Annotated in this window: 22 protein-coding genes; 21 read left to right on the top strand and 1 reads right to left on the bottom strand. The window is 50.4% G+C overall.

What is annotated here, in order from left to right; all coding sequences use genetic code 11:
• Positions 1 to 487 precede the first annotated feature (487 nt).
• The 13 genes from rpmH to NZD86_RS23025 all read left to right on the top strand — a co-directional run bounded on the left by rpmH (position 488) and on the right by NZD86_RS23025 (position 11309).
• Positions 488 to 622: a 50S ribosomal protein L34 gene (gene rpmH / locus NZD86_RS23085; protein ID WP_268044437.1), complete on the top strand. Its 135-nt coding sequence runs from the start codon at positions 488 to 490 to the stop codon at positions 620 to 622.
• An 11-nt stretch (positions 623 to 633) separates the two neighbouring features.
• A complete protein-coding gene (rnpA, locus tag NZD86_RS23080) occupies positions 634 to 1026 on the top strand; it encodes a ribonuclease P protein component (protein WP_268044436.1) in 393 nt (130 codons plus the stop codon).
• Positions 1027 to 1047: 21 nt separating this feature from the next.
• Entirely contained in the window at positions 1048 to 1266 is a 219-nt protein-coding gene (gene yidD / locus NZD86_RS23075) for a membrane protein insertion efficiency factor YidD (protein ID WP_268044435.1), read from the top strand.
• Between the two features lie 13 nt (positions 1267 to 1279).
• Complete coding sequence (locus NZD86_RS23070) at positions 1280 to 2272, top strand: YidC/Oxa1 family membrane protein insertase (protein WP_268044434.1); 993 nt, start codon at positions 1280 to 1282, stop codon at positions 2270 to 2272.
• Positions 2273 to 2298: 26 nt separating this feature from the next.
• On the top strand, positions 2299 to 2952 hold the full coding sequence (gene jag, locus NZD86_RS23065; protein WP_268044433.1) for an RNA-binding cell elongation regulator Jag/EloR: 654 nt from the start codon (positions 2299 to 2301) through the stop codon (positions 2950 to 2952).
• Positions 2953 to 3106: 154 nt separating this feature from the next.
• Positions 3107 to 4489: a tRNA uridine-5-carboxymethylaminomethyl(34) synthesis GTPase MnmE gene (gene mnmE, locus NZD86_RS23060; RefSeq protein WP_268044432.1), complete on the top strand. Its 1383-nt coding sequence runs from the start codon at positions 3107 to 3109 to the stop codon at positions 4487 to 4489.
• Positions 4490 to 4516: 27 nt separating this feature from the next.
• Positions 4517 to 6403, top strand: coding sequence for a tRNA uridine-5-carboxymethylaminomethyl(34) synthesis enzyme MnmG (gene mnmG, locus NZD86_RS23055; RefSeq protein ID WP_268044431.1), 1887 nt, complete (start codon positions 4517 to 4519; stop codon positions 6401 to 6403).
• Positions 6396 to 7100, top strand: a complete 705-nt coding sequence (rsmG, locus tag NZD86_RS23050; protein ID WP_268044430.1) for a 16S rRNA (guanine(527)-N(7))-methyltransferase RsmG — start codon at positions 6396 to 6398, stop codon at positions 7098 to 7100. Before mnmG ends, rsmG begins: the two co-directional genes overlap by 8 nt.
• Positions 7101 to 7304: 204 nt before the next feature.
• Positions 7305 to 8168 (top strand): nucleoid occlusion protein, encoded by an 864-nt coding sequence (gene noc / locus NZD86_RS23045; RefSeq protein ID WP_268044429.1) that lies wholly within the window; start codon positions 7305 to 7307, stop codon positions 8166 to 8168.
• Between the two features lie 177 nt (positions 8169 to 8345).
• Entirely contained in the window at positions 8346 to 9113 is a 768-nt protein-coding gene (locus NZD86_RS23040; RefSeq protein ID WP_268044427.1) for a ParA family protein, read from the top strand.
• Entirely contained in the window at positions 9106 to 9957 is an 852-nt protein-coding gene (locus NZD86_RS23035; RefSeq protein ID WP_268044426.1) for a ParB/RepB/Spo0J family partition protein, read from the top strand. The genes NZD86_RS23040 and NZD86_RS23035 overlap by 8 nt, the downstream gene beginning before the upstream one ends.
• Before the next feature lie 9 nt (positions 9958 to 9966).
• The gene (locus NZD86_RS23030; protein ID WP_326492620.1) at positions 9967 to 10689 is read left to right on the top strand and encodes a DUF554 domain-containing protein; all 723 of its coding nucleotides are present in this window, start codon (positions 9967 to 9969) and stop codon (positions 10687 to 10689) included.
• A 95-nt stretch (positions 10690 to 10784) separates the two neighbouring features.
• Positions 10785 to 11309: a DUF4446 family protein gene (locus NZD86_RS23025; RefSeq protein WP_268044425.1), complete on the top strand. Its 525-nt coding sequence runs from the start codon at positions 10785 to 10787 to the stop codon at positions 11307 to 11309.
• 32 nt (positions 11310 to 11341) lie between these two features.
• On the opposite strand, the gene yyaC is transcribed toward NZD86_RS23025, so the two are convergent.
• Complete coding sequence (gene yyaC / locus NZD86_RS23020; RefSeq protein ID WP_268044424.1) at positions 11342 to 11953, bottom strand: spore protease YyaC; 612 nt, start codon at positions 11951 to 11953, stop codon at positions 11342 to 11344.
• Positions 11954 to 12049: 96 nt separating this feature from the next.
• Between yyaC and NZD86_RS23015 the strand changes: the two genes are divergently transcribed.
• The 8 genes from NZD86_RS23015 to rpsR all read left to right on the top strand — a co-directional run bounded on the left by NZD86_RS23015 (position 12050) and on the right by rpsR (position 18687).
• Positions 12050 to 12658: a hypothetical protein gene (locus tag NZD86_RS23015; protein ID WP_268044423.1), complete on the top strand. Its 609-nt coding sequence runs from the start codon at positions 12050 to 12052 to the stop codon at positions 12656 to 12658.
• Positions 12659 to 12679: 21 nt separating this feature from the next.
• Positions 12680 to 13546, top strand: a complete 867-nt coding sequence (locus NZD86_RS23010; protein ID WP_268044422.1) for a mechanosensitive ion channel family protein — start codon at positions 12680 to 12682, stop codon at positions 13544 to 13546.
• 56 nt (positions 13547 to 13602) lie between these two features.
• Positions 13603 to 13836 carry a DUF951 domain-containing protein gene (locus NZD86_RS23005; RefSeq protein WP_268044421.1) on the top strand — a complete coding sequence of 78 codons (234 nt, stop codon included), beginning with the start codon at positions 13603 to 13605 and terminating at the stop codon, positions 13834 to 13836.
• The gene (locus tag NZD86_RS23000; RefSeq protein WP_268044420.1) at positions 13808 to 15814 is read left to right on the top strand and encodes a molybdopterin-dependent oxidoreductase; all 2007 of its coding nucleotides are present in this window, start codon (positions 13808 to 13810) and stop codon (positions 15812 to 15814) included. The genes NZD86_RS23005 and NZD86_RS23000 overlap by 29 nt, the downstream gene beginning before the upstream one ends.
• A 555-nt stretch (positions 15815 to 16369) precedes the next feature.
• Complete coding sequence (gene ychF, locus NZD86_RS22995; RefSeq protein WP_268044419.1) at positions 16370 to 17470, top strand: redox-regulated ATPase YchF; 1101 nt, start codon at positions 16370 to 16372, stop codon at positions 17468 to 17470.
• A 146-nt stretch (positions 17471 to 17616) separates the two neighbouring features.
• Positions 17617 to 17904 carry a 30S ribosomal protein S6 gene (gene rpsF / locus NZD86_RS22990; RefSeq protein WP_268044418.1) on the top strand — a complete coding sequence of 96 codons (288 nt, stop codon included), beginning with the start codon at positions 17617 to 17619 and terminating at the stop codon, positions 17902 to 17904.
• Between the two features lie 17 nt (positions 17905 to 17921).
• Complete coding sequence (locus NZD86_RS22985) at positions 17922 to 18404, top strand: single-stranded DNA-binding protein (RefSeq protein WP_268044417.1); 483 nt, start codon at positions 17922 to 17924, stop codon at positions 18402 to 18404.
• Positions 18405 to 18456: 52 nt separating this feature from the next.
• Complete coding sequence (rpsR, locus tag NZD86_RS22980; protein WP_268044416.1) at positions 18457 to 18687, top strand: 30S ribosomal protein S18; 231 nt, start codon at positions 18457 to 18459, stop codon at positions 18685 to 18687.
• Positions 18688 to 18725 lie beyond the last annotated feature (38 nt).

Here is an 18725-nt window from a genome sequence, read left to right as displayed (position 1 = left end):
GAACTGCTGGCCCTCCTAAATGAAAAAGCGTAAGAGACGACGTTGCATAGCCTGGGAAAATCACATGATAACGTGACGTAAACCACTCCCGCACCCGCGTTGTGGATAGTTTTTAGCTGGAGAATACACATGTGCAGGATATGTGGGAAACGTTATCCACAGCGTGTGGATAAACTTGTGGATATGATAATGATATACACAGTCGTTGTGGATGATTGCGACGACTATCTTACCAGAAAATCAGCAAGTCGAGCAATGTCGATTTAACTATCCACAGAAGAAACATCATGGCCAAAATGGAATGTATCCACATGTGGAAATGTGTCTAAGTGTGTGGATAATTGTCAAAACAGGGGGAGAGAGAAATTCACCTGAGAAAGTTGTCCACATGTGGATTGTTTAAAAATGATCAGAAAAATGATCAGTTTGACATATAGAAAAAAATCGGTTATTCTTTGGTGCGTCTGTCTAAAAGGGAGGTGTCCTGATGAAACCGACCTATCAACCGAATGTACGTAAACGGAAAAAGAACCACGGATTTCGCCAACGCATGGCGACAAAAAATGGTCGTCGGGTACTTAAAGCGCGCCGCGGGCGCGGGCGTAAAGTTTTATCAGCGTAAGGCCACGTTTCGTGGCCTTTTTTGATGAATTTTGTTGGTTTTTCGCGGAAGAGGGCGACTGTGTTTTGCAAAGTGAATACCGATTAAAAGACAACCGCGATTTTCGACGTGTGTTTCGACGCGGAAAGTCGTTTGCGACTGGGCGATTGGTATTGTATTATTGCGACAATCGTCTAGGTTCTTTTCGCGTGGGATTTTCCATCAGCAAGAAGGTTGGCAATGCGGTTGTTCGCAACCGGGTTAAGCGGTTACTGCGTGCCGTGTTTCAATCGCTCTTGCCGATGTTAGTGGACAAGCATATAGATATTGTTGTTGTGTGCCGAAAAGATGCGGCTCTGGCTTCTTATGATGAATTGTTGCGGGATGTTATGAAACTCCTGCAGAAGGCTAAAGTCGTGTTATGATTGGACGAGGTGAAAGGTATCGTGCGGATTTTGCTGCTTTTGCTCATCCGCTTCTACCAAAGATACGTGTCTCCATTAAAACCCCCTAGTTGTCGTTTTGTACCGACGTGCTCGGAATACGCACTATTGTCCATCACGAGGTTTGGGGCAATGAAGGGTGGATGGCTGACAGTGAAGAGGTTGGCGAAATGTGGTCCTTGGCACCCTGGCGGGGTCGATGAGGTACCGCAACTGAAGTAGGGGGATTACAGTTTTGGAGTCAAAACGTACGAGACGAAGATGGACGTGGCTTTTAAGTTCAGTGCTGGTTGTTGCGCTGACCGGCTGTGGTATGTATCCATCGAAGCCAGGTCATTGGCCGCCTAATTTTTGGGGTTCCATTCTCAAAGTCATTTCAGACGTTATTGATTACTTCGCGCATCTGTTCGGAGGCAGTTACGGTCTTGCAATTCTAGTCGTCACCATCATCGTGCGCTTGATTATTTTGCCTCTGTTTATCCGACAACTCCGTTATCAAAAAATGATGATGGAATTACAGCCGGAAATGCAGAAAATCCGTTCGAAGTACAAGGGTGACAACCAAAAGATTCAGCAAGAAACGATGCGGCTGTATCAAGAGGCGGGGACCAATCCAGCTGCAGGTTGTTTGCCGATGGTGATTCAGCTGCCCGTTCTTTACGCACTGTACGGCGCGATCATGGGTAATATGGGTCTGCACGAAAGCACGTTTCTCGGCATTTTCCCACTTGGGAGTCATGACCCGCACTACATTCTGCCTGTTGTAGCCGGTATTACAACGTTCTGGTCATCGTGGCTGAGCATGAAAAACCAGCCATCACAGCAGCGGGCGATTTTGTTTATCATGCCGCTATTTATCATTTTCATCGGAGCGCGCTTGCCTGCCGGTTTGGTACTGTACTGGGTTTACACGAACGTGTTCACGGCATTGCAAACGTATGTATTTATGACGCGTAAAGCGACGCCGCCAGCAGATGGTGCGGCAACGGCTGGAGCACGTCCCGTTCGCTCGGGGGCATCAGGAAAGTCACCCCGGTCTGGGAATGGGAGCGAGAGTCAAAAGAAGCTAGCCAGCTCTTCAAACAAGAACAGTTCTTCAAACAAGAAAACGCAAGGAACCAAGTCTGCGAAACCGAAGTCGACGAAACCGAAGACAAATTCACCATCGGCGACCACACCAGAGAAGGAACAGGACAACCCGTCGTCGGACGGTCGCAGCGACGAATAGGTCATCGCGACTGAAGGAGAGACCAGATGAAGCGATTAGTGGTTACGGGTCGAAGCGTGGAAGAAGCGGTCACATCAGCACTCGTCAGGTTAGGCGTACCGAGATCGCAGGCGCAGGTGCGTGTGATCTCGGAGCCGGTTAAAGGTCTGTTTGGCTTTTTTGGTGGAAAAGATGCTGAAGTAGAAGTGATTGTTCAGCAGACGCCTCAAGAAATGGCAAAGGATTTTACCGAGAAAGTTCTGGAGCGGATGGGTGTACGAGCAGAAGCATCGATTGAACGTGACACAGAAACCGATGCGGAATTTCTCGTCAACATTCACTGCAGTGACGATGTATTGCCGATAGTGATTGGTCGCCATGGATCGACTCTGGATTCGCTTCAATACTTGGTGAACATCGTCTCCAACCGCGAATATGAGGGTTTTGTAAAGTTCTCACTTGATGCAGGAGACTATCGCAAACGACGGAGAGAAAATTTGCGGCGCGTGGCAGATCAAGCTGCGGACAGAGCAGTACGGACTGGGCGAGCCGTGACGTTGGATGCCATGTCGGCAGCGGATCGGAAATGGGTTCATTCGTATTTGCAGTCGAGAGTGGATATCACGACGTTGAGCGAAGGACAAGACCCTTACCGCAAGGTGAAAATCGCACCCAAACGACAAAGTTATCGGACGTCTTGAGTTTGGGTATTGTGTGTATGTCACGTCCCTGTGCGGGGCTTGATGGGATAGCTGTAAGTCAAAACAACATCGAACAAGCCCTTCTCTACCGGAGGAGGGTTGTCTTTTTGTACAGCGACGCAGAAAGGAACAACGTAAGAAAGGAGGTACAGCAATGGATTTTGACACCATTACGGCCATTGCTACGGCACTAGGTGAGGCGAGCATCAGCGTTGTCCGCGTCAGCGGACCGAGCGCTGCACAGGTCTGTGAGAGAATTGTTCGGACGAAGAGTGGCAAGTCAGTGCACTTTGAAGGTGACCGGAAGGTGATATACGGACAAGTCGTTCACCCTGCGTCGAGCGATGTCATTGACGAAGGGTTGATTTTGTGGATGCCGGGCCCCCACAGTTATACGGCCGAGGATGTTGTGGAATTACAGGTGCATGGCGGAGTGCAGTTAGTTCAAAACGTGCTCGAAGCCGTTCTGGCAGCCGGTGCTCGGATGGCTGAGCCAGGTGAGTTTACAAAGCGAGCGTTTCTCAATGGTCGCATCGATCTCTCCCAAGCGGAAGCCGTCATGGATCTCATTCGAGCGAAGACAGATTTCGCTGGGAAAGTAGCTTTGCAACAGGTGAAGGGTCGATTTCGTGACGAAATCCGCGCCATGCGCAAGGAGCTCATCGCTTTGCAGGCTCATGTAGAGGTAACCATCGATTATCCCGAGCACGATGTCGAGGACGTCGCTTGTCGACAGGTATTGGAGACGGGTGCCAGCTTGCTGCAGCGAATAGATAAACTGATCGCCAGTGCGAACGTTGGACGGATTTTGCGAGACGGCATTGCCACGGCGATTGTTGGTCGGCCGAATGTCGGTAAGTCGTCGCTCCTGAATGCGATGTTGCGCAGTGATCGGGCGATTGTCACGGACATCCCCGGTACGACTCGAGATGTTCTTGAAGAGTACGTTAACGTGCACGGAATTCCTCTCAAGCTTGTGGATACAGCGGGAATTCGGGAGACGGAAGATATCGTTGAGCGAATTGGCGTGGACAAGTCGCGCCAGTCCATTGAGGACGCAGAACTTGTGTTGGTCGTTCTCGACGGAAGCGTGCCGCCAACGGCGGAGGACGATGCAATGATTGAAGACACCAAAGCCGTGAGGCGGATTTTTGTTGTGAATAAAGTAGACAAAGGGATCGATCCCGCCTTCGAAACATGGCTTTCCAATTATTCGGCAGCTGCCGTTGTGCAAATTTCCGCGAAGGAAGAAATGTACATTACGGAATTGGAGAACAACATTGCCCGGGTAATTCAGGCGGACGTATCCATTGAACGCGACAGTACGTATATGACAAACGCCCGGCAAAAGAATTTACTAGAAGTGGCAAGAACGGATCTTATCAACGCTATGGACGCAGCCGATGCGGGTGCTACACTAGACCTAATTGCAGTTGCTTTGCAGTCGACTTATGAAGAATTAGGGTTAGTTATCGGCGAGGAAACCGGCGAGGATTTGCTGGACGAGATCTTCTCGCGGTTCTGCCTTGGAAAATAGAAAATCATGCAAGTGGGGTGAATTTTAATGCGGTTTTTTGCGGGACAGTACGACGTCATTGTCATTGGTGCGGGTCACGCGGGCTGTGAAGCAGCGCTTGCGTCCGCTCGCATGGGTTGTAAGACTTTGCTTCTGACAATTAACTTGGACACCATCGCCTATATGCCATGTAATCCTTCCATTGGCGGCCCTGCAAAAGGGATCGTCGTTCGTGAAATCGATGCACTCGGCGGGCAAATGGGTCGCAACACGGATGCGACGTATATCCAAATGCGCATGCTCAATACTGGAAAAGGTCCAGCTGTCCAGGCGCTCCGGGCGCAAGCTGACAAAGCGTATTACGCATTGAACATGAAATGGACACTGGAGCGACAGGAGAATCTCGATGTCAAGCAAGCGATGGTTGAGGAACTGCTGACAGAAAACGGCAGCGTGACCGGAGTTGTTACGAAAAGTGGCCAGGAGTTCCACACACGGGCCGTCGTGTTGACAACGGGTACGTATTTGCGCGGTCGGATCTTCATCGGAGACGTGTCGTACGAAGGTGGGCCGAACGGCCAAATGCCGTCCATTAAGCTCTCTGATAGCTTGCTTGAGCTTGGTTTTACGCTCGTTCGCTTTAAGACGGGGACGCCGCCGCGAATTAATCGCAATAGCATCGACTTCAGCAAGCTCATTGCTCAGCCTGGCGATCCTGTGCCCAAGCACTTCTCGTTCGATCCCGACACACAACCACGCGATCAAGTACCGTGCTGGTTGACGAGCACGACTGAGGATGGTCACTCGATTATTTTGGAGAACCTAGATAGAGCGCCCATGTTCTCCGGTGAAATCAAGGGAACGGGTCCGCGCTATTGTCCGTCTATCGAGGATAAAGTGGTTCGCTTCCGGGATCGGCCGAACCATCAGATCTTCCTGGAACCGGAAGGACCGAACACGTCTGAATGGTACGTTCAGGGGCTTTCCACCAGTTTGCCGGAAGATGTCCAATTGGCGTTGCTTCATACGATTCCTGGCTTGGAGAACGCGGAAATGCTCCGCCCTGGCTATGCCATTGAGTATGATGCTATCGTACCAACGCAGTTGTGGCCCAGTCTGGAGTCGAAGCTTGTCTCAGGGTTGTTCACAGCTGGGCAAATCAACGGTACATCTGGATACGAAGAGGCAGCCGGCCAAGGTATCATGGCGGGTATCAACGCAGCCCGGAAAGTGCAGGGGCAGGAGCCTGTGGTTCTGGCGCGATCGGATGCGTATATCGGCGTCATGATTGACGATCTCGTCACGAAAGGCACCAACGAACCATATCGCCTTCTCACGTCTCGTGCGGAATACCGCCTTTTGCTCCGGCACGACAATGCGGATTTGCGCCTGATGGAGACGGGCTACGACATTGGATTGTTGCCGCGGGCGATGTATGATCGAGTCATGAAAAAGCGTGCCGGGATCGAAGCGGAAATCGGACGGCTTCGCAGAACGCGGGTCAAGCCGAGTATGGCGAATCCGAAGCTCACAGAGTTCGGATCGAAACCGGTGGAAGACGGCATCACGTTGGAGCAACTTTTGCGTCGACCGGAGCTCACGTATGCGCAAGTTACTGAGTTGGATCCGACGGGCGGAGTCGAGTTGGATGCAGAGGTCGTCGAACAAGTAGAAATTCAGACTAAGTATGCTGGATATATCCAAAAGCAGGAACAGGTTATCGACAGACAGAAACGGCTTGAGCATAAGCTGATTCCGGAGGATCTCGATTTTTACCAGATATCCGGCCTAGCCATGGAGGCTCGTGAGAAGCTGACGAAAATTCGTCCGCGCACGGTGGGTCAGGCCTCGCGTGTAGCGGGTGTGACACCCTCCGACATCTCTATTCTGTTGGTGTACATGGAGGCTTGGCGAGGGAAGGTAGCGAATGGTTGACATACAATGGCCACGGGTACTCACAGAGGAACAGCTTCTTCAATTAGATCGTTATCGCTCCTTGCTCGTGGATTGGAACGAACGGATGAACTTAACGGCCATCACAGAAGAGGAAGAGGTTTACGTGAAGCACTTTTACGACAGCCTCGCCGTCCTCACTGTGTCGCAGTGGCAGGAAGTCGCGAAGACGGGCACCCGGGTTATTGACGTGGGTACGGGTGCCGGCTTTCCAGGAATCCCGCTTGCAATCGTCGAATCTAACATGGAATTTGTTCTCTGTGACGCACTGCAGAAGCGAATCACGTTTTTACAGGCCGTGAAAGATGAGCTTGGCTTGCAAAATGTAACCTTCGTGCATGCCCGGTCTGAAGATCTCGCGCGCAATCCCGCATACCGGGGGCAATTCGATATAGTTGTCTCCCGCGCGGTCGCGCGGTTAAATATTCTCATGGAATTGATGTGTCCGTTTTTGCGTCCCGGTGGCCGTGGGTTTTCTTACAAGGGTCCTGGATTCGACGATGAACGGAAAGATGGAGAACGTGCTGCGGCAAAGCTTCGGGCTAAGTTGATGGATGCTCATACATATTTGCTGCCAAAATCAATGGGTTCGCGAACCATTGTTGTATTTGAGCAGTCGGCGCCTGTTCCGGAAACATATCCACGCAAAGCGGGGGTTCCTCAACGAAAGCCGCTGTAGATTTGAAACTGAAATCCGACCTGAATCCCCTTCCTATGCGGGGGCTACAGATACCTATATAAGCTGTCGAGTCTTGTCGATCACGACATAATTATGTAATTTCTTGAAAACGTTTGTCACCATGAAGGAAATAGGGGTGTTCGTGGTGAAATCGAGAGAACAGTGTCGAGATCCGTTCGTTCAGTGGAGAATTGAGGGGTAAGAATGAAAGAAGCGTGGGGACGGTTTATTAATCTGCGCGATTCCGGAAATCCCAACAACAGTACACAGGCTCAAGTTGTGGAGATACCCGTGAATGAAATTGTATCGAACCCATATCAACCACGGACTATATTTAACCAAGAGGCTATTGAAGAGCTTGCAAAGACCATTCATACACATGGGGTCATCCAGCCGATCGTCGTTCGTAAGAAAGACCGAGAGTATGAATTGATTGCAGGTGAGCGCCGCCTTCGGGCTGTGCGGCATCTTGGTTGGACAACTATTCCGGCTATCGTTCGTGAGATGAATGATGCGCAGACAGCTTCTGCGGCGCTCATTGAAAATTTGCAGCGTGAAGGGCTGACGCCGATCGAGGAAGCCGTTGCGTACCAGCAGCTTCTTGAGTTGCATGGCCTCACTCAGGAAAGCTTGGCGCAGCGGCTGGGTAAAGGGCAATCGACCATAGCCAACAAGTTGCGTCTGCTAAATCTGCCAGAAGCTGTCCAGAATGCATTGTTGACCAAATCCATCACGGAGCGCCATGCTCGTGCCTTGTTGGCCATTTCTTCTGAAGAACTCCAAATTGAGTTGCTCCACGAGTGCGTCGACAAAGGATGGAACGTCAAACAAATGGAAGAGCGCGTCAAGGCGAAACTGACCGGTATGGAACAAGACGGTCAAAAACGGGGTCGCGCGAGACGAAAAGGTTTGTCGAAGGACGTGCGGCTCGCCGTCAATACCATTCGACAATCGCTTGAGATGATAGAGAGTACCGGGCTTCAGGTTGTGTACGAAGAGGCCGACGAAGAAGAGTTTTATCAATTTACTATCAAAGTTCCAAAACAGAATATCCCATCGAACTCTTAGCGTCATTCAGATTATTACCTCCTATATGAAGCGGCCAGGGGTCGCTTTTTTTGTTTGAGAGCTTGTCGAAAAGATTGTGCAAAACCGACGAATTCTTTTACCCACTGCTTCCCCATTTGAAGTACAATGGAGAATAGCCTTTTAAGGACGCCATGTTTTAGTTAAGGAGGACTGTCCGTGTCCAACGCCCGAGTAATCGCCATAGCGAACCAAAAAGGTGGCGTGGGAAAGACGACAACTGCAGTCAACCTCGGTGCGTGTTTGGCAACGCTGGATAAGCGGGTGCTTCTTATTGATATAGATCCACAGGGAAACACCACATCTGGAGTAGGAATCAACAAAGCTGATGTGAAATACTGCGTATATGACGTGATCATTAACGACGTGTCCATGTCGGAAGCCGTCATGCCGTCCGGGTTGGACAACCTATCCTTACTGCCTGCGACGATTCAACTTGCGGGTGCGGAAATTGAACTGGTTCCAACCATTTCGCGTGAAGTTCGACTACGCCGCGCAGTACAGACGATGCGTTCGCAATACGACTATATTGTCATCGATTGCCCGCCGTCCCTTGGATTGCTTACTGTCAACGCGCTGACAGCCGCTGATTCGGTGCTTATCCCAATTCAATGTGAGTACTATGCACTCGAGGGATTGAGCCAACTGCTGAATACGATCCGATTGGTACAGAAACATTTGAACACCTCTCTCGAAGTGGAAGGTGTTGTTTTGACGATGCTTGATGCACGTACAAACCTTGGTTTACAGGTTATTGAAGACGTAAAGAAGTTCTTCCGCGACAAGGTGTATCAGACAATCATTCCACGAAACGTCCGATTGAGTGAGGCTCCGAGTCATGGTCAACCCATTATCCACTATGATCCAAAGTCACGCGGGGCGGAATCCTATATGGAATTAGCCAAGGAAGTGATGGGACTTGAGTAAACGTGGTCTTGGACGTGGTCTGGATGCACTCATCCCACAGTTGAATGTGTCAGATAACGATTTTGTCGTATCGGTCGATGTACGTGATTTGCGCCCCAATCCTTATCAACCACGCCGTGTGTTCAATGAGGAAAAACTCCATGAACTCTCTCAATCGATTCGGGAACACGGCGTCATTCAGCCCCTCATTGTGCGTAAAAGTGAAGTGCGTGGGTTCGATATCGTTGCAGGAGAGCGTCGTTATCGTGCTGCGAAGCTTGCTGGACTACAAGTCGTGCCAGCGGTCGTTCGCGACCTGACTGACGTTAAGTTAATGGAGATTGCGCTCATTGAGAATCTGCAGCGGGAAGATTTAAACCCGATCGAAGTTGCAGATGCATATGCAAATTTGATCGAAAAATGTGAGCTCACTCAGGATGAATTAGCGCAGAGAGTAGGACAAAGTCGCAGTCATGTCGCGAATATGCTACGCCTCTTGAACCTTCCGGTGGCGATCCGCGACATGGTTTCACGTGGAACATTGACCATGGGGCATGCTCGTGCCTTGCTTTCCGTAGAGGATAAAGAACGACAAATTCTCCTTGCCAATCAAACAGTTGAAGAGGAGTGGAGTGTTCGTAAGTTGGAGACGGTCATTTACGAACCGAAAAGGACTGTTTCACGTGAAACACAAACGAAAGTGCTTCCCTCGTCCTATCGTCGCTATGAGGAACAGGTTCAGCAATATTTAGGTACATCCGTGCGAATTCAACACGGAAAGAAACGCGGTCGGATCGAAATTGAATATTTTTCGGAAGAAGATCTCGAACGTATCATGCATTTGATGTTGTCCAACATTCAGTAGGATGGTGTAATGATGTTTCTTTTGGGGACAATCGTTAATTCGGTCGCCATTCTCTTCGGTACGCTGATTGGGTTGGCCCTACCGAGAATCCCGGACCGAATGAAAGATACCGTCATGAAAGGGTTGGCCATGTGCGTCATGCTGATTGGTGTAAGCATGGCACTCGGAGATGGTTCGGATATCTTGATCATCATCATCAGTATCGTCATCGGTGCTGTAATTGGCGAATGGGTGAACATCGATGATGGACTCTTGCGGTTTGGAAAGTGGATTGAACGTCGCCTGCAACGGGTATACAAAGGACCAATAGCGGAAGGTTTTGTCTCCGCCAGTCTCCTCTTTTGTATCGGCTCCATGGCGATTGTTGGAGCCATTCAAGATGGACTCGACGGTTCACACAAAACACTTTTTGCTAAATCCATTTTGGATATGTTTTCGGCCATTGTTTTCTCCACGACTTTAGGTTTTGGCGTTGGCCTCGCAGCAATCCCTGTGTTCCTGTATCAAGGTACCATTGCGTTGGTATCCCACATGGCTGGCAGTGTTTTGAACGATGCTGCAGTGATTTCGTGCATTACGGCAACGGGCGGACTGATGATAGTTGCCATTGGTTTTAACATGTACGGATTGAACAAAATTCATGTGGCGAATTTATTGCCCGCCATCGTCATTGCACCTGTTATTAAGGCCTTACAGCCGCATTTTGTTCATTGGTTTCATGTATTTTCATGAACACTTTTCAAACAGTAAAATTTGGCGGATGTTCTCTGCCGGTTTGACGCTATACTAGTCACGAGGATTGTTGCGGGAAAGGACGAAATGGCTCGATGATTTTTCAAACGTTAGCCCACTATACTTTGTACATAGCCGTAGCCTCGGCGGTTCTATCCATCATCTGTCTCATCCTCGCCATTGTTGCCGTGTCTGGCAATCGCCGCATGAAAAGACGTTTGCAACAGTGGAAAGACATCAGCACGACAGCAGATCTCGAGGAAGTGTTTGCGAGCACCAAACAGGCTGTTGCCTCCATTCGCCATCAAGTCATGGAGACGGAACAGGCTTTGCAGCAACTTGAAGACGAGATGAAGAGAAAGGTCTCAACACCCCAAATTCAGCGGTACAATGCCTTCGCGGAAGTGGGTAGTGACCTGAGTTACTCCGTCGCCCTGCTCGATGAAGAAGGAGACGGAGTTGTGCTGACGTCTATCTATGGGCGAGATGATTCTGTCACGTACGGCAAACCTGTTAACAAAGGAGATTCCAACTATCTCTTAACCACGGAAGAAAAAGCAGTTATTAAAGCCTCGCTCCGCAAAGGAAATCATCCATACGAAGTTAAGTCCATGAGCTAAGGGTAAAGCGGAGATGAATTTGTCTCCGCTTTTTAAATGCCCATTCGCATGGTCTGTCGAAAGTGATGCTTATGCAAACTGCCTCTCAAAGCGTTCACGACGGTTTCGCACATTCGCATGACGATACTCAGTCTTGTGTTTTGCAAAACGAAGTACTCCATAAATCCACTCACATTAACGATGCCCGTCAATGTCAAATCCCCAAACTCCGGCAAGCTCTTTTTCACACCAGCCCCTGGACGGAGTGGACCATTTTCAACTGAAATCTGTCCGACGTGATCGAACTTACCAAGGCACGCATCGAGTGCAATGATGAACGGTGGTGTTCGATACCGTTCCTTAATGCTCTCAAGTGTGTACACTAGGTTGACCGCGTGTACTGGCTCGTCCAGCGTACCTAAAACATCGACTCCAGGGATTCGCGGCATCTCTTTCAACCGGGACCCAATGATAGGTCCGAATGCATCACCAGTGGATCGATCCGTACCAACACACACGATGAGCACTTGCGATTGCTGGATGTGACCGAGTCCAACGTCCAAGAGTGATTCAAGTTTGCGAGCTGCGCCCTCTTCATCAAACGAGACTCTCCCAATGAGCCCTCCCGCTGGAACTACTGTTGTGTCCGTTTTGCTATTTTTCAACGGGATATCCCCCTACGACGGAATATTCCCAGTATACGTAGGCGTAGCATCAACTATACCTGTCCGGTGATCGCGACGAAAAAAGGGGAGACAAACTTGATAGATGTGATTCTGTTGGGTGAAGTGTTTTGGGTGTGGGTTTGGGTACGAGCGAGAACGGCTGAGCGGGCCCTTCTTTACGTCGCAGCGATGTTGACGTCCTTGTTTGTAGCCACGCATATTTCTCCTTGGTTCGCCAGGCGGTTTATGGAGAGCGGAAGCACATTCGAATGGTTGACAGACAGAATTCAGGCCGCCACACATCCGGTGGGCATGACAGGACTTGTCATGCCCCCTGTGCCGGCTTTCATCGGTTTGTCTGGGGAACCGAAGTGGATTGCACTCCACATATTACAGGGTATGCTTACGGTACTCATGACGTGGGCCATTTTTATGTTGTTCATGGTCATCGAATATCTCATGCAAGTCTTTTGGGACGACGAAGGTGTCGTTTCCGGTCGTGGAGACCGAGTTCTGGCCAACCTCGCGGGATTGGCTTGTGGCGTCGCGGTAGCCTGGTCGACGATTTGGTTTTTAGCGAACTTGTCATGGGTTTCCTTGGCCCACAATATGGCCTATGTCGTGAACGAATCTATCATTTTCGCCGTACTGGAACATATTGTCCAGTTTCTTTCCCCTCTGTGGACCATGCTATCATGGTCGTAATGCTACGGAGGAGGAACACGAATGGGTCATTTCTGGGACGTCGTAAAAGCTGACTTTATTAAAAACATGCCAAATGCTGAAGTGATTATCTGGGACATTGTAAAAGTCGTCATCTTTTTAATTTTGGCGAGGATTATCATAAACATAGCAAAGCGCATCGTGGCTAGATTGTTTAACATGCAGAGAGTCCGCATGGACAAGCGTCGCAAAGATACGCTAGAATCGCTGTTTGATAACGTGATTCGATATACTGTCTATTTTCTTCTCATCGTTGAGATTCTGTCGACTTTTCACGTGAATATTGCTGCACTGTTAGCCGGTGCTGGGATTGTTGGGCTGGCTGTGGGCTTTGGTGCACAAAGTATCATCAAAGACATTCTGACAGGGCTGTTTATTCTGTTTGAAGACCAGTATGGTGTTGGCGATACGGTACAAATCAACAATTTTACTGGGACGGTCATTTTCATTGGGGTACGCTTGACGCGCGTTCAAGCCTGGACGGGTGAGGTAGAGGTGATCCCGAATGGCCAAATCACGACGGTTCGGAACTTTTCGCGTACGAACTCCATGGCGGTCATCGACATTGGTGTTGCTTATGGTGCAAATCTGAAACAAGCCATGGCTACCATCGAACACGTCATGCATGAGTTGCAGGGAGAAGAAGAGAACATTGTTGGGGTCGTGTCTGTTCTCGGCGTACAAGCTCTTCGTGACTCCGATGTGTTGATTCGGGCAACAGCTGAATGTGCTCCAACGACGCAATTCGCCGTTCAACGCAAGGCTCAGCAAAGGATTAAGGAAGCGTTTGATGCGGCCGGAATTGAAATTCCATTTCCACAGCAAACGGTTTGGTTGCAGACTCGTGTATCAGATAGTGCTCACAGCTAAGATGTCAGTCACGGCATGGGGGATTTATAAAATCTTGATGGACGGGGGTGCAAGAAGTGTCGTCAGTCGAATATCAGTTGAATGACATCGTGCGAATGAAAAAGCCGCACGCATGTGGTGAGAATCAGTGGCAAGTTATCCGGCTTGGCATGGATATTCGCATTAAGTGCCAGAAGTGCGGGCACAGTGTGCTGATTCCCAGAGCACGATTTGATCGGCTGATTCGCAAAGTTCTTGTTCCAAGTGAGAGAAGGGACAATCATGAAGATCAAAACGGCCTGTCCACTTGACTGCTACGACGGTTGCAGCGTGATCGCGACGGTGGAGGATGGCAAGATAATCAGATTGGATGGCAACCCTGACCATCCTATCACACGCGGGGCTCTGTGTAACCGGGGACGTCGATTGGGGGAACGTCGGGACAGTGACAAGAGGATCCTGCACCCGATGAAGAAAGTGGCCGGTGAGTGGGTTCAAATCTCCTGGGAGAGGGCGATTCGCGAAATTGCCGCAGAGATTCAAGAGACGCTGTCAAGCGACGGGCATCACGCCATTTTGCATGCATTTGACTGGGGCTCCGGCGCCGTGCTCAAAAGTCTCAACCAGAGGTTTTTCTATCAGCTCGGCGGATGCACGGAAACAGTCGGCAGTTTGTGTTGGGAAGCAGGTCTCGAGGCACAGCGCTACGATTTTGGTCAAGCTCGCAGTCATGCGCCAGATGATATGGTGCGCCATAGCCAAGTCATTGTGGTCTGGGGCCGCAATGTGGCGACGACGAACGTGCATATGATGCCATTTATTAAACAGTCTCAGGCTCGGGGCGCGAAGCTGGTCGTCGTCAATCCGTTACCCACAGATATTGCACGTCGCGCCGATTTTTGCGTCGTGCCGAGACCGGGGACGGATGCCATTTTGGCCTTGGGTGTACTCCGTGTTTGTCGGGACAAGGGTTATGTGAGCGAGACCTTTTTGACAGATCGTTCGATTGGTTGGGACCAGTTGGCGGCAACGCTGGATACGTACACGCTTGATTTTGTTTCATCCACAACAGACGTCCCGGCAACGGATATCGAACGCCTTGCCGATGCTTATGGGAGGATGGGACCTGTGACGACCCTGCTCGGCCTCGGGATGCAGAGATACGCGGGCGGTGGCAACGCCATTCGGGCGATTGACGCATTGGCTGCCGCTACAGGGAATGTCGGCGTGCCAGGGGGAGGCGTGAACTACGCGCAGCGCGGTATGGCATCCTTTTTTGATGAAGATAGCTTGACGGGGCGTCGGGCGGCGGATGTGCGCGAGTTCTTTCGCGGGACACAGGCCGAGGAGATACTCGCATCGAATCCGCCCATTCGGATGATGTTCGTCACTCGTACAAATCCGCTCACGCAAGTACCAGATACAGAACTGTTGAAGCGGGCGTATGGGCAGATTCCGTGTAAAGTCGTGATCGATACGTTTATGACGAAAACCGCGGAAATGGCCGACTATTTTTTACCGTGTACGAATGTCATGGAAGAAGAGGACGTGACGTTCACGACGATGTGGCACGCATATGTCTCGTACATTCGCCCAGTGGTGCCTCCACGCGGTGAGGCGAAGCCGGAGTGGCAAATCTTCCGCGATCTCGCCGAAGCAATGGGCAGACCGGATATGATGGAGGGGGATGTCTCGACCTGGTTGGAACGAATCCTGTCGCCCATGTTGGAAGATGACCACGCGCTGACAACATTGCGATCGAACGGGTTTATGCGGTTGCCCATTGAGGATGTACCGTGGGCGGACGGATCGTTTATGACACCAAGCGGGAAATTCGAGTTTGCATCAGAAATTGCCGGCCAAGACGGTCATAGTCCAGTAGCGACATATATTCCGCCGGTTGCAGGCCACGGCAATGAACAATATCCGTATACATTGCTCACGATCCACCCGCGGAAGCACGAGAATTCACAGCGGGAAGCCGTGGCATCGGAGATCGACGTACCGGTTGTTGAATTGTCTGATCAAGTAGCGCGCGAAAAAGGGATTGTACAGGGTGGAACGGTCCGTGTTTTCAATGCGAAAGCAAGTGTTGTCTGCACGGCCAACATTGTCACCGGTGGCCACCCGTACACGGTGAAGCTCGAGTCGGGTTGGTGGGGACAAGGCGTGACCATCAATAGTTTCACGGATGCTCGAAGGGCAGACTTCGGCCAGCAGACGGCGCAATACGATTGTGCGTGCGATGTGGAAGCCACATCTCCTGAGGCTTCTTCAAAAATGGAGTGACATGCGGGGAGCGGGGCCCGGAGCCCGGGTCGGTAAAGAACGGACTCTTGTTCCCTCGTTCGCATGATTTTGTTTCTCTGTCAGCAAACAAGATACTAGGAGTTCTCTGTTGGGCGCCTGTTCGGGTACGCTATATGGCAGGTGTTAACACTATTTCCACTCGTGACGTTTACGTGGCGACAGAGCTGCGATATAAAGAAAGGAGCCCGTTTGACGCGGGCCCCATTTTATGAGTTGATTACGAGGCCATGAAGTTTGGCTTCGACTTCCGGCGCAAGCGAGCTTCCTCAGGCTGAATCGCTAAAGCTTTTGGATTCAGCTTGCGTACCTTTAAACGACGTAAAAGACGACGAAGCATTACACTCACCTCCCGTTTGGGTTAGTGTTCCTATGCGGCATAAATTTATCCAGAGCGCCAGGGTCATTGGTGTGAGCGTTGCATATGCAAGTTGGACTCTACACATACAATACGCTGGCAAGGCATACAAAGTTGCGTTGTCGTCCGCGTTTGTCCCATCTATACTTATCCTGCAAGGTGCGTAGTGAGGTGTCAATATGCCATTACAGGCTGGAATTGTAGGTTTACCAAACGTCGGAAAATCGACCCTATTTAATGCTATCACAAAGGCTGGGGCAGAAGCAGCTAATTATCCGTTTTGTACGATCGATCCAAACGTCGGTGTCGTTGAGGTACCCGATGCTCGATTGGGAAAACTTGCCGAAATCGTTCACCCGAAAAAGATTGTCCCAACTGCGTTCGAATTTGTCGACATCGCAGGACTTGTCAAGGGCGCTAGCCAAGGCGAGGGCCTCGGCAATCGCTTCTTGGGTCACATTCGCGAAGTCGACGCCATCGTGCACGTCGTGCGTTGTTTTGAAAATGGGGATATCACGCACGTGTCGGGCTCCGTGGATCCACTGCGCGACATTGAGACAATTGAACTTGAACTAATTTTGGCGGATCTGGAATCCGTTCAAAAACGCTTGGACAGAGCCAAGAAGAACATGAAGAGCGGGGACAAGAAATATAAAGTCGAGGCAGATGCACTGGAGCGGCTTGCTGCAGTCATGGAAGAGGGCAAGCCTGGTCGCAGTGTTGAACTGTCGGATGATGAGCAACAGGTTCTCAAGGACCTCCACCTGCTCACGACTAAGCCGATTCTTTATGTCGCAAATGTCGGTGAAGACGAAGCGGCAGACAGTTCGGCAAATCCACACGTTCAAGCGGTTCGTGAGAGGGCAGCGACTGAGAACGCTCAAGTGGTTGTCGTCAGTGCTCAACTCGAAGCCGAGATCGCAGAATTGGAAGGCGAGGACAGAGACGCTTTCCTAGCCGATCTCGGTCTCTCTGAAGCAGGTCTCGACAAACTCATTCGCAGCGCGTACGAATTGCTGGGTCTGCGTACGTACTTCACGGCGGGGGAACCAGAAGTTCGCGCGTGGACCATTCGTGCTGGAACGAAAGCGCCGCAGGCCGCTGGAGTCATTCACAGTGACTTCGAGCGGGGCTTTATCCGTGCAGAAGTGGTAGGCTATGAAGATCTCATTCAAGCAGGCAGCTACAACGTTGCTCGCGAACATGGAAAGGTTCGTCTGGAAGGCAAAGACTATGTCGTGGCAGATGGCGACGTTATGCACTTCCGATTTAATGTCTAATTCTTCTTGCGCATGGTTTTGAATTCTTCTGTTGTGTATAAGCGCTAGATATGTTAGCATTGTTAATCGGCGCATTGCATGAGCATTGTTGCCAATTCATCCTTGCTCCATTGATGGGGCCATAGGCCAGAAGGAGGTGTCACGGTATGCGTCAGTACGAGACGATGTACATTCTGAATCCGACTTTGGAGTCTGAACAGACTGCGGAATTGGTTCAAAAATATCAAACGCTCATCTCTAACCAAGGCGGTCAGATTGACGAACTGCAAGAGATTGGCAAGCGTCGTTTGGCGTACGAAATCGAAGGCAACCGTGAGGGCTATTACGTGTTGGTTCAATACACGGCAGACACAGACGTGTCTAAAGAGCTCGAACGTGTTATGCGCATCGATGACAATGTCGTTCGTTATTTGACAGTCCGCGTAGGTGAGTAATTCGCGGAGGGGAAACCATGCTGAACCGGGTAATTTTAATTGGACGTTTGACCCAAGATCCTGAGTTGCGTTACACGAATTCAGGAACACCTGTTGCATCGTTCACACTCGCTGTGGATCGACAGATGCGGTCAGGTCAAAATGGTGAGAGACAAACGGATTTCATCAACATTGTTGTCTGGCAAAAACAGGCGGAGATCGTATCGCAGTATCTGCAGAAGGGCCGGTTGGCAGCTGTTGACGGGCGTTTGCAAATTCGCACTTACGAGAACCGTGAGGGTCAGAAAGTTCGTGTGGCGGAAGTTGTTGCAGAATCTGTTCGCTTTTTGGACAGGGGTCCTGATCAACAACAGCAAAGTGGCTTCGGTAATGCACCGAGCACTGGGGGACAACGCCCACGTACCAATAACAATAGTGGTTCAGCACCTCTGTACGAAGATGATCCTTTTGCTGATGACAGTCAAACCATCGACATTTCAGAAGATGACTTGCCCTTTTGATTTGTACGGTTGGTAAGCAAAATACCATTTCCAACGACGAGGAGTGATTCTTATGCCGCGCAAAGGTCGTGGCGGGAAGCGTCGTAAGGTCTGCCAATTCTGCGTAGACAAGATTGACCACGCTGATTACAAGGATATTGGACGTCTGAACAAATTCTTGACTGAACGTGGAAAGATCTTACCACGGCGTATTTCCGGCAACTGTGCACGTCACCAACGTCAAGTGACGGTAGCGATTAAACGTGCACGTCAAATTGCATTGATGCCATACAGCACCGAATGAGATCATTTGGTCGTTGTTAAGCGATAAAAAAGTGCACT

The sequence above is a fragment of the Alicyclobacillus dauci genome (assembly GCF_026651605.1).
Lineage (GTDB): Bacteria > Bacillota > Bacilli > Alicyclobacillales > Alicyclobacillaceae > Alicyclobacillus > Alicyclobacillus dauci.
Note: the sequence above shows the minus strand (reverse complement) of the source record. Positions and strands in the feature narration are given on the sequence as shown.

Bases quoted from the DNA above. Each gene is read 5' to 3' on its own strand.
- rpmH (WP_268044437.1), top strand. From the start codon at position 488: ATGAAACCGACCTATCAACCGAATGTACGTAAACGGAAAAAGAACCAC.
- jag (WP_268044433.1), top strand. From the start codon at position 2,299: ATGAAGCGATTAGTGGTTACGGGTCGAAGCGTGGAAGAAGCGGTCACA.
- mnmE (WP_268044432.1), top strand. From the start codon at position 3,107: ATGGATTTTGACACCATTACGGCCATTGCTACGGCACTAGGTGAGGCG.
- mnmG (WP_268044431.1), top strand. From the start codon at position 4,517: ATGCGGTTTTTTGCGGGACAGTACGACGTCATTGTCATTGGTGCGGGT.
- rsmG (WP_268044430.1), top strand. From the start codon at position 6,396: ATGGTTGACATACAATGGCCACGGGTACTCACAGAGGAACAGCTTCTT.
- noc (WP_268044429.1), top strand. From the start codon at position 7,305: ATGAAAGAAGCGTGGGGACGGTTTATTAATCTGCGCGATTCCGGAAAT.
- NZD86_RS23030 (WP_326492620.1), top strand. From the start codon at position 9,967: ATGATGTTTCTTTTGGGGACAATCGTTAATTCGGTCGCCATTCTCTTC.
- NZD86_RS23025 (WP_268044425.1), top strand. From the start codon at position 10,785: ATGATTTTTCAAACGTTAGCCCACTATACTTTGTACATAGCCGTAGCC.
- NZD86_RS23010 (WP_268044422.1), top strand. From the start codon at position 12,680: ATGGGTCATTTCTGGGACGTCGTAAAAGCTGACTTTATTAAAAACATG.
- NZD86_RS23000 (WP_268044420.1), top strand. From the start codon at position 13,808: ATGAAGATCAAAACGGCCTGTCCACTTGACTGCTACGACGGTTGCAGC.
- ychF (WP_268044419.1), top strand. From the start codon at position 16,370: ATGCCATTACAGGCTGGAATTGTAGGTTTACCAAACGTCGGAAAATCG.
- rpsF (WP_268044418.1), top strand. From the start codon at position 17,617: ATGCGTCAGTACGAGACGATGTACATTCTGAATCCGACTTTGGAGTCT.
- NZD86_RS22985 (WP_268044417.1), top strand. From the start codon at position 17,922: ATGCTGAACCGGGTAATTTTAATTGGACGTTTGACCCAAGATCCTGAG.
- rpsR (WP_268044416.1), top strand. From the start codon at position 18,457: ATGCCGCGCAAAGGTCGTGGCGGGAAGCGTCGTAAGGTCTGCCAATTC.